This window comes from Psychrobacter sp. T6-1, assembly GCF_052258445.1.
On the sequence record NZ_JBQQFC010000074.1, the window covers coordinates 1 to 10,291 of the forward strand.

Genomic DNA, 10,291 nt, shown 5'->3' on the forward strand with positions numbered 1-10,291 from the left:
ATCTGGCTGTTGTTCAATCGTGCCTCCACTATCCAAGAGCGCTGTATCATCAGCTTTGGTAGGGTATTCAAGGACATTATTCTTGCCTAGCTTGTACTCATACCAGTGTCCCATTACCCCTGCTAATTCATCAAGGCCTTCTTTTCTAAGGGCGGAGAACAGCTGAATAGTACAATCAAGCCCCAGCTCTTTTAGCCTTTTGCGAGTATTGAGTAAGGCGTTTTTAGAAGCGCCGTATTTAAATTTATCCGCCTTAGTGAGTAAAATGTGTACTGGCAACTCGCCGTCTTTGGCCCAGTGCAGCATCTGCTCATCAAAGAACTTGAGCGGGTGGCGAATATCACTCATCAACACCAAGCCTGCCAAACTAGAGCGCGATACTAAGTACTCCTCAAGCTCTACTTGCCACTCTTTTTTCATCTCAAGCGGCACCGCAGCATAGCCATAGCCTGGCAAATCAACCAGACGGGTATGCGTATCACCAATACTAAAAAAATTAATCATCTGCGTGCGTCCAGGTGTTTTAGACGAGCGTGCCAGCTGCCGCTGATTGGTCAAGGCATTGATCGCTGATGATTTACCTGCGTTTGAGCGCCCAGCAAAAGCCACTTCAAAGCCCTCATCAGGAGGGCAAAGACGAAAGGTAGGCGCTGAGGTCATAAACTCAGTTTGCTGAATACGCTGGCGAGATTTGGTATTGAATGCTGCATTTTCGGCAGCGACATCGTTGAACGGGGTACTCATAAGTGACTCGTTACTCTAAAAATAAAATTTGGGTTATCTGAGTTTAAACACCAGATAAATTATAAGTGCAGCATAACATTAAACTAGATAATGCCTTCAAAATTATTTTGGGTAGGGTAATAAGTCCATTTGAGATTTACCAAAGCCAAACTTGATAAACCTACTTAAAGTCGACATATATGGTTACAATGATAGTTGAGAGATTATAGAGCAATAAAGGAGGTGTTCCATGTATGCATTCACCACACTTTTAATCAAATCATTAACCCAACTCAAACGCGTGTTCATAGGTAGTAGTGCTATCGTCATACTTAGTTTGAGCGCAGCAACAACGGTTCAAGCTGCTGATGTAGAGGCTATCTACAACGACTCGTGCGCGGCGTGTCATGATAGTGGCGCCCTAAGAGCTATCAAAAAAGGCGATAGTGCTAAATGGCAAAAACTCATACAGCAAAAGGGTATGCCCGCTCTGATTGATTCGGTAAAGAACGGCATGATTCAGATGCCAGCTGGCGGATTGTGCGAGACCTGTAGCGACGAGGATTACAGGCAATTAATAGAACATATGGCTAAATAGTATTATCACGACTTAAAAGTCATGTAGTCTGCGAAGTAGGTGGCGCAAGATCGTCGTTGTTATAGAGTCAATAATTTGTCATAAAATCAATCGGCACAAAAACCATATGGTGCTAGGATTAAGTAGGCAAATACTACAAAGTCTTGCTATAATATTTATAAATAAACCCTGATATCAGTAAGTCATCTGAAATAGTATAAAACTAAGACTTTCGCATAGCCATGTTGCGACATAAAAGTTGTCGCTGATAACGATTAAGTACAGTTTGATCTGCCGAATGTCTGAAAGTTACTTACTATCTCATATTAGTCTTATGCCGAGCCAGTAGGATTGTTATCAATGAAAAAGTTAATTGCTGCCGCCAGCTTATGTGTTGCAAGTTTTAGCGCTCACAGTGCCATTATCGTTCCTGAGCATGACATTAATGCTGGTAAACAAATCGCTGAGACCGTATGCGCGGCCTGTCATGGTGTCGATGGCGTCAGTCCGATCCCATCACAGCCTAACCTTGGCGGTCAAAATGTCAAATACCTCTATAAGCAACTCATCAACTTTAAGTCAGGTTATCGCGTTAATGGCATTATGCAATCACAGGTCGCTAACCTATCGCAGCAAGATATGGCAAACGTTGCCGCATACTATGCTAATCAAGCGCCGTGGAGCGTAGGCTTTGGCAATCCTGCAACGCACCAAGAAGCGACTAAGCTATATCTAGGCGGCGCTAAATCACGTAACGTGATTGGCTGTGCGGGTTGTCATGGTCCTGATGCCGCTGGCAACGCATGGGCGGCGTTTCCACGTCTGGGCGGACAGCATGCCGAATACATCTCAACGCAGCTCAAACTATTCCGCGCTGCAGGCCGTGAAGATGAGGTCGATGGTGATGCTCAGATGCGTTACAATGATGCGGCCAAAGAAGGCGAAAAAGGCATGATGCAAACGGTCGCTTCAAGATTATCCGATCGTGATATTCGTATCTTGTCAGATTATATTAGCGCCGTTCACTAATATCTTTGGTGCCCAAGTTTTAAAATCTTTATGTTAAATTATAAAGCCCCGTTATCGGGGTTTTTTTATCATTATAAACCTACTCTTATCTGCTATTTTGGTTGAGATTATCATGATTCGCTACGCTTCTTACTTTATCGCCGCGCTTTTGCCCTTATTGCTCTTTCGTTGGTTTGCGCCTAGCGCTATTGGTGAAATTGACTTTTGGCTATTGTGGCTACTGGCTATGGTATTAGTATCCCTGCCTGTGGTCTACGCTGAGATTGCCTTAGCTTATCGCAGTATCGATGCGCCAATAGCAGGCATGCAAAAACTAACGCGTGAAGCTGATGCCAGTCCATTTTGGCGCAGCTTTGGTTGGCTTGCTGCACTCGTCTCTATTGTGATTGCTGCACTGGTCATTTCAGGAGCAGCTGAGGGTATTATCACAGGGCTGATGGCGCTCGATAGTGACCCTGCTATTCCAAGCTTTGCTATTGCCGCAGGTTTGATGGTGATAGCGGTACTATTGAGCTTACTCGGGGTAGCGCCATTACCTATCGGTCTTGGGCTTATGATACTTGGCTTGATACTTGGCGTAGCTAATGGTTTGCCGCAGATTGAGTTTGCGATGACAGGTATTAGCTTGAGCGAATGGGGACGCGCGGTGGCGTTAGCACTGGTCAGCGTAGGTGCAGGTACTGGCCTATATTGGTTCGGTCAAAATCTGGCGGCTCGGCAAATAGGGAGCGCGGTGGCAGCTTCAAATAGCGCTGCCTCAAATCGCCCTGCGATTCATCGGGCGACCAAGAGTCATAGAGCAAGTAAGCTGGTACTACCGATATGGATACTACAGCTCGTCGTTGGCGTGATAGCTTTGTTTATAAGCGGGCTTAGCTTACCGCCGATCGGTCAATTACTATATTGGACTGGGGTTATTTTTGTGGCCAGTTACCTGTTGCATTACGCCGCTGGGCAGTTAAGTCACAAGTTTGGTGTGATGGTTAGTTTAATTGTTACTCTGGTTTTAGGGCTATTGCTAGTGGTACTAATACCTGCAAGTTGGTTGGTTGGGCTGCTGGTTATCATTAGCACGGTAGCAGTTTTGCTATTGTCTATATTTGCAGGCTGGCAGATGAAGATCAGTCATCTACGCAAATCACTTAACTTTGCTAATGAAGGGTTTTATAATCTATGGCGTGTGGCGATACGCCTCATCGTCCCTTTAGCACTGGTGCTGGCTTTGATAGGGTGGGTATTGCAGTGGCTGAGCTGATAGCTAATCCTATAACGGTTTACTTAGCTTATGCAGAAAAGCCGCAGCGTCAGCATTACACAACGCTTGTGGTTGAAGAGGGGACAACACTATATGAGGCACTCATGCAAGCAGGATGGCTGGCGAGATTTGCCTCTTTGGCGTCTTGGTGCGAGCAAGCTGTAGACATAAAAGTGCCAACAGCTAAGCGCTGGCATGTGGGTATCTATGCACAAAAACAGTCGCTTAATTACCGCTTGCAGCCCTTTGATCGTATCGAGGTGTATCGTAGTTTGAGCGCTGATCCAATGTCTCAGCGCAAAAACAAATCACGTCATTAAACGTAGAGTAATGACAACGTTACACTATGAATTATGATGCTGGAAGGGTCTCTATACCTTCAATACGCGTAACAATACCGCGCTCATCAAAGTATACAATCAGATGCTGACTGGCGTTTTTGACATCAGCGATTCCCTTACGCTCGCCCTCAGTACCCGCCTTGTAATCATAGATGTAGTCCCAGCGGTTAGGCGCTAGGGTATCTCTGATGGCAGGGCTACCCAACACATAGAGCACCTGGTTTTGGTTCATACCGACTTTAAGCTTTTGCGCTTGTACTTGAGTGACAGGCGTCCCTTGCGGCAAATCTATTTTGTATACACTAAGCAAAGAGCAGCCAGACATTGCAACTGCTGCGCTCAACATGCCAATAGTAGCCGCTCTACGTAACAGGCTTTGCGGACGATAAAACAAACGAGTGGTCAATGACTGTATCATGATAAGATGACTCATTAAAAAATGGATTAGGCGCGGTAGTGTTAAGTACTGCCAAAAATATATATTATCGACAATAAGTACTATCAATGATAAGTACTGCTATCAACAATAAGTACTACCGACAATCTTGGACAAATGATACGTCATTTAGAACCTATTGCCTACCATTTACCACATTATTTACCAAACCTACTCTAAGATGATAAACTGTTTTTATCGTAAATTCAGGGACTTGCGCTTTGGTACTTAATAAGCCCAAATTAAGAATAAAGGCGTCCAATCAGTTGCTAAAATCTGACCGTTAAAAGGAATATTATGTCTTTAACTAATCAAGATCTACGTAAAGCGGGACTAAAAGTAACCTTGCCTCGTATCAAAATATTGGAGCTGCTTGAGAGCGCTGAGATGCATCATATGAGCGCAGAAGAGGTATACAAGGCACTCATTGGACAAGGTGAAGATGTAGGCCTTGCAACCGTTTACCGCGTGTTGACTCAGTTTGAGCAAGCAGGCATCGTTGAGCGGCATAACTTTGAAAATAATCTATCAGTGTTTGAGATTACCCAAGAAGAGCATCATGACCACTTGGTCTGTGATGGCTGCGGTAAGATCATTGAGTTTCATAATGAAATTATCGAAGAAGAACAGCTCAAGGTAGCCAAAGAGCATGGCTTTAAGCTCTCAGGTCACTCGCTAGTGCTGTACGGTATCTGCAATAATAAAGAGTGCCAAGACAATGCTAGATAATAGGCGTTAAAATAAATTTTGATTATAACGTAAAAAACAGCGCTCAAGATGAGGGCTGTTTTTTTGAGGGTTAATTATATAAGCACTACAAGAGTAGGTATGTCAAAGAAGAGGATACTAAAATTAAAGGGCTCTAATTGATAACCAGTGATAGCCCGTCAGAATCTTCATCAACTTTTTCGCCGCGGTTTTTGCCGCTGAGTTTGATTTTTAGGCGCAGATCATTGGCGGAGTCCGCATGCATAATCGCATCTTCGTAAGTGATTTCGCCTTCTTCGTACAAATCAAGTAGCGCCTGATCAAAGGTTTGCATATTGCTGTCACGCGAGCGCGTCATAACTTCTTTAATCTCGTGAATATCACCTTTACGAATACAGCTACTGATTAGTTTTGAGTTCAATAAAATCTCTACCGCAGCGCGGCAGCCCTCACCATCAGGGGTCGGTATCAGTTGCTGGGCGACGATGGCTTGTAAGTTTAGCGAGAGATCCATAAGCAGTTGACTGTGGCGCTCGGACTCAAAAAAGTGAATGATACGATCAATCGCTTGGTTGGCGTTATTGGCATGTAAGGTTGCAAATACCAAATGACCTGTTTCGGCATATTGAATAGCGTAGCTCATAACCTCAGGATTACGAATCTCACCAATCAAGATAACATCGGGCGCCTGACGCAAGGTGTTTTTGAGGCCCGCTTCAAAGGACAAGGTATCGATACCGACCTCGCGCTGAGTGATGATACAGCCGCGGTGCTCATGAATAAACTCGATAGGGTCTTCGATAGTGATGATATGACCATGAGAGTGCTGATTACGGTGACCGATCATGGCAGCTAAGGTAGAGGATTTTCCCGTTCCTGTGGCACCGACCAATAGGATAATTCCGCGTTTTTTCATCGCCAGCTCTTTTAGCGAGGGCGGTAAACACAGCTCTTCAACCGTTGGAATCTTGTTTTCAATCTTACGCAGGATCATACCTGCCATATCACGCTGAACAAAGGCACTAACCCGAAAACGGGCCTGCTGCGCTTTATCGGTAATGGCGAACTGACACTCGTTAGTCGTCTCAAACTCTTTAACTTGACTGGGTGTCATCACGCTTTTGACCCAAGCCATAGATTGCTCAGCGCTAAGCGGCGTCTTGCCAATCGCTAATATCTGACCATTGACTTTCATAGAAGGCGGAACATCAGCAGTGATAAAAAGGTCAGAGCCGTTTTTTTTGACCATCAGTTGTAATAATTTATCAAAATCCATAGTGATCTATCCTTGTCCTTAAGCTTGTCATGTCATGCTGATTTAAATGTGTTGTGTTAAATAAATGCTTCTGGTTGCTTGGCGTAAGGACGAGCAACGTCTTTACTTATAACGCCTTGCGCTACTAGGTTTTTGAGGGTTTGATCTAAAGTGATCATACCGTCGCCAGCTCCCGTCTGAATAGAGGAGTACATCTGTGCAATTTTGTTTTCGCGAATCAAGTTACGAATAGCGGGCGTGCCAAGCATAATCTCGTGAGCGGCAATACGTCCGCCGGTTTGACGACGTAGCAGGGTTTGTGAGATAACCGCTTGTAGCGACTCTGATAGCATCGCGCGAATCATGTCTTTTTCGGCGGCAGGGAAGACGTCGATGACGCGGTCAATGGTTTTGGCCGCAGAGCTTGTGTGCAAAGTGCCAAAGACTAAATGCCCCGTTTCAGCAGCGGTAAGCGCTAAGCGTATGGTCTCAAGGTCTCGCAGCTCACCGACGAGAATAATATCAGGATCCTCACGTAGTGCTGAGCGCAGCGCAGGCTCAAAGCCTAAAGTATCTCTATGCACTTCGCGCTGATTGATCAGGCTTTTTTTGGACTCATGTACAAACTCAATAGGATCCTCAATCGTTAAAATATGCTCTTTGCGGCTCTCGTTGATATAATCGATCATAGCGGCAAGGGTCGTTGATTTACCTGAACCCGTAGGGCCTGTCACCAAGACCACGCCGCGTTTAAAGTCAGAGACGCGCTTGAACACCTCACCCATACCTAAGTCCTCCATCGTCAATACTTTGGAGGGAATAGTACGAAATACGGCACCTGCGCCGCGATTTTGATTAAAGGCGTTGACCCGAAACCGTGCTAAATCTGGAATCTCAAAAGAAAAGTCGGTCTCAAAAAACTCCTCAAAATCAGCGCGCTGCTTATCGTTCATAATGTCGTAGATGAGCTGATGTACCACTTGATGCGTCATCACAGGCATATTGATACGGGTCATCTCACCATCGACGCGGATCATCGCGGGCATACCAGCTGATATGTGTAAATCTGATGCATTGTGTTTGACTGCAAAACGCAATAAATCTTCAATATTCAAGGTGTTCTTTTCAGCCATAATTGGGTATTCCTATCGGTAAGGACAAATCAGTAGCACCTAGCCAGTCGCTAAAAGTCATCAGTAAAGGCCAACCATGCAAAGCTGACAAGCATTTGATTGTTAAGTGGTTGAGATAACAATATCATAAACACTCAACTAATATTTAATTTAAGAGCAAAATATATGCCATATTAAGACAAAATTTAAAAATAATGCCATTATAGGTAAAGAGAATAGACTGACCATCGCAAACGAATAAATGAGAGAGTTATGAGCAATAATTACAATGATAAAAGTGAGCATGTTGTAGAGCTCGGCTTTGATAGCGAAGCTTTGGTTGAGCGCTGGGGACAAACGCTTGAGCAAGTTAAAGGTGCCTGCAAGTTAGCAAACAAGAACAACGTCACTTTACTTGCGGTCTCAAAGACCAAGCCTGCGCCAATGATTGCCACTTTAGCTGAGCAAGGACAGCGCCATTTTGGTGAAAATTACTTGCAAGAGGCGCTTGAAAAAATAGAAGTGCTAAAAAATGAGTCCAAAACGAGTGACATCGTTTGGCATTATATTGGTAGCATTCAGCGCAATAAGACGCGAGATATCGCTGAAAATTTTGATTGGGTACAGACGCTTGAGCGTGACATTATTGCCAAGCGCTTAAATGAGCAGCGCCCTGAGAATATGGGCGCACTCAACGTTTTGATTCAGATAAATATTGATAACGAAGACAGTAAGTCAGGATGTTTGCCAAGCGAGCTACCAGAGTTAGTAACCGCGATAAAGAACTATGAGCAGTTATGTCTGCGCGGCCTGATGATTATCCCGTCCAAAACAGATACCGATGCTTTTAAGCGTACTAAAACATTATTTAATGAGATTAAGGAGGCGCATCCAGAGCTCATCGCTTGGGATACTTTGAGTATGGGGATGAGTGGCGATATGGCAGAGGCGATTGCAAGCGGCTCGACTATGGTACGTGTGGGTACAGCGATCTTTGGCGCACGCGATTAGCTCAAAAGGCTTTTAAACTCACTTATCAGCTGTCGTCAAGTTTGGTAACCAGTAGCTGATTGATCTTAAGATTATCGGTTGCCAGAATCTCAAACCGATAATGCGCGTATTCGATAGTATCTGTCTTCTTTGGAATTTTGCGCAGCATATAGGTCATAAAGCCGCTAATGGTTTCATAATTTTGACTAAAGGGCAGGTTGACGATACCCAAAGCACGTATCACATCCTCGATTGGCGTCATACCGTCCACCAGCCAAGAGTTTTCGGTACGTTGTACAATAAGCTGCTCCTCTAACGTCACAAGCTCGCCCATCACAATGCTCATCACATCCTTTAAGGTGATGACGCCCACAACCATCGCATACTCATTAACAATAACCGCAAAGTCAGCGCCGTTTGACTTAAAGGTCTCTAACACCTCAAACAGTGACAGCGTATCTGGGATAAAGAGCGCCAGTTCTAACAATGCCTTGTCAGTTAACTCCACTTTGCGCTGCTCAAGCACTGAGGCCAAAAAGGTGCGCGATTCAACGTAGCCAATGATATGTTCCAAATCATCATTGCGACAGACCAAAAACTTATTGTGTGGCTGCTCTATCATGACCGAGACAGCTTGCTCAGTTGTGGTATCGCTATTGAAGTAGACGATGTGCTCGCGCGGATTCATCACTGAGGTTACCGTGCGCTCTTGCATCTCAAAAATGTTCTCAATTAGATGGTGTTCTTGTTTTTTGAGAACGCCGGCCTCAGCACCGGCATCCATGACCGCGTAGATATCCTCTGGCGTCATATCGTCGCGGCGTACGGTTGAGATGCCAATGAGTTTAAAGACTAAATTGGCCGCGCCATCAAATACCCAAATCAGCGGCTTTAGAATAAAGATCAAAAAGATCATCGGTCTAACTAGTCTGATAGCGATATGCTCAGAGTTAGACATCGCCAAACGCCTCGGCATCAAGTCTGCAAATAGGATAAAGATACTAGTGACGAGTACAAATGATACGATAGACGCCAAGGTTTCATGACCCAATAGTACCTGCAAATAAGAGCTGATCGCTGACTCGCCAATAGCACCAGCCAAAATGGCGACGGCGTTGAGCACGACTTGGACCACGGTGATAAAGCTACCAGAGTGCTCTTGCATATTGAGCACATCAAGCGCGCGTACCTCGCCCTCTTTTGCCATGACTTGCAGCTTAATTTTGCGTGCTGAGGCAATCGCCATCTCAGAGCTTGAAACAAGCGCGGCTAATATAATAAGTAAAAGAATAAAGACACTAGCGCTTAACAAGCTCATGAGAGACTCAAATAAAATGATGATAACCAAGGGGAAGGGCGTCAAAATGAGCCACTAAAAAAGCTGGGTAAGCACCCAGCTAATCATAAAGTATTAGGGCGTGTTTGATTGTTCAACGCGCCCCAGAATAAAGCGTTATAAGTTAGCCTTTTATCGACCACTTATTGACTAAAGGATAGCGGCGCTCACGACCAAAAGCTTTGTGACTGATTTTGGTGCCAAGCGGTGCCTGCGCGCGTTTGTATTCGCTACGATCCACCAGAGAAATCACGCGGGCAGCGACGTCAGCATCATAGCCTTTATCGATAATGTCTTGATAGCCCATATCCTCATCGATATACATCGTCAAGATACCATCTAATACGTCATAATCAGGCAAGCTATCTTGATCTTTTTGATCAGGGCGCAGCTCAGCTGATGGCGGGCGAGTAATCACGCGCTCGGGAATAACGGGCGTATCCTCTAAGCGGTTGCGATAATTTGCCAAATCGTACACTTGCGTTTTGTAGACGTCTTTTAGCACATCAAAGCCGCCTGCCATATCACC

General features: G+C 44.9%; 12 protein-coding genes. 6 read left to right on the forward strand and 6 right to left on the reverse strand.

All coding sequences use genetic code 11. The features are described 5' to 3' along the window. The coding region (yihA, locus tag ACTXGO_RS06080) for a ribosome biogenesis GTP-binding protein YihA/YsxC (protein ID WP_443573701.1) at positions 1-744 on the reverse strand (744 nt) is incomplete at its 3' end. Between the two features lie 229 nt (positions 745-973). Between yihA and ACTXGO_RS06085 the strand changes: the two genes are divergently transcribed. From ACTXGO_RS06085 to ACTXGO_RS06100, 4 genes are all read left to right on the forward strand, one after another. Then, the gene (locus ACTXGO_RS06085; protein WP_443573703.1) at positions 974-1,321 is read left to right on the forward strand and encodes a c-type cytochrome; all 348 of its coding nucleotides are present in this window, start codon (positions 974-976) and stop codon (positions 1,319-1,321) included. A gap of 339 nt (positions 1,322-1,660) precedes the next feature. Then, positions 1,661-2,329, forward strand: a complete 669-nt coding sequence (locus ACTXGO_RS06090) for a c-type cytochrome (RefSeq protein ID WP_443573705.1) — start codon at positions 1,661-1,663, stop codon at positions 2,327-2,329. A gap of 112 nt (positions 2,330-2,441) precedes the next feature. Next, the gene (locus ACTXGO_RS06095; protein WP_443573707.1) at positions 2,442-3,584 is read left to right on the forward strand and encodes a hypothetical protein; all 1,143 of its coding nucleotides are present in this window, start codon (positions 2,442-2,444) and stop codon (positions 3,582-3,584) included. Then, on the forward strand, positions 3,572-3,904 hold the full coding sequence (locus ACTXGO_RS06100; protein WP_443573709.1) for an RnfH family protein: 333 nt from the start codon (positions 3,572-3,574) through the stop codon (positions 3,902-3,904). Before ACTXGO_RS06095 ends, ACTXGO_RS06100 begins: the two co-directional genes overlap by 13 nt. 31 nt (positions 3,905-3,935) lie before the next feature. Here ACTXGO_RS06100 and ACTXGO_RS06105 read toward each other — a convergent pair whose 3' ends face one another. Continuing rightward, complete coding sequence (locus ACTXGO_RS06105; protein ID WP_317200746.1) at positions 3,936-4,358, reverse strand: outer membrane protein assembly factor BamE; 423 nt, start codon at positions 4,356-4,358, stop codon at positions 3,936-3,938. 300 nt (positions 4,359-4,658) lie between these two features. On the opposite strand from ACTXGO_RS06105, the gene fur reads away from it, so the two are divergent. Further along, on the forward strand, positions 4,659-5,090 hold the full coding sequence (fur, locus tag ACTXGO_RS06110) for a ferric iron uptake transcriptional regulator (protein WP_317200747.1): 432 nt from the start codon (positions 4,659-4,661) through the stop codon (positions 5,088-5,090). A gap of 133 nt (positions 5,091-5,223) precedes the next feature. Here fur and ACTXGO_RS06115 read toward each other — a convergent pair whose 3' ends face one another. Both ACTXGO_RS06115 and ACTXGO_RS06120 read right to left on the reverse strand, forming a co-directional pair. Continuing rightward, complete coding sequence (locus tag ACTXGO_RS06115; RefSeq protein ID WP_317200748.1) at positions 5,224-6,345, reverse strand: PilT/PilU family type 4a pilus ATPase; 1,122 nt, start codon at positions 6,343-6,345, stop codon at positions 5,224-5,226. Between the two features lie 56 nt (positions 6,346-6,401). Further along, a complete protein-coding gene (locus ACTXGO_RS06120) occupies positions 6,402-7,439 on the reverse strand; it encodes a type IV pilus twitching motility protein PilT (protein WP_443542517.1) in 1,038 nt (345 codons plus the stop codon). 270 nt (positions 7,440-7,709) lie between these two features. Here ACTXGO_RS06120 and ACTXGO_RS06125 point away from each other — a divergent pair, with 270 nt between their 5' ends. Beyond that, positions 7,710-8,447, forward strand: coding sequence for a YggS family pyridoxal phosphate-dependent enzyme (locus ACTXGO_RS06125; protein WP_435950193.1), 738 nt, complete (start codon positions 7,710-7,712; stop codon positions 8,445-8,447). A 25-nt stretch (positions 8,448-8,472) separates the two neighbouring features. On the opposite strand, the gene paeA is transcribed toward ACTXGO_RS06125, so the two are convergent. Then, positions 8,473-9,744 carry a polyamine export protein PaeA gene (gene paeA / locus ACTXGO_RS06130; RefSeq protein WP_443573711.1) on the reverse strand — a complete coding sequence of 424 codons (1,272 nt, stop codon included), beginning with the start codon at positions 9,742-9,744 and terminating at the stop codon, positions 8,473-8,475. A 142-nt stretch (positions 9,745-9,886) separates the two neighbouring features. Continuing rightward, the coding region (nadE, locus tag ACTXGO_RS06135) for an NAD(+) synthase (RefSeq protein WP_443573713.1) at positions 9,887-10,291 on the reverse strand (405 nt) is incomplete at its 5' end.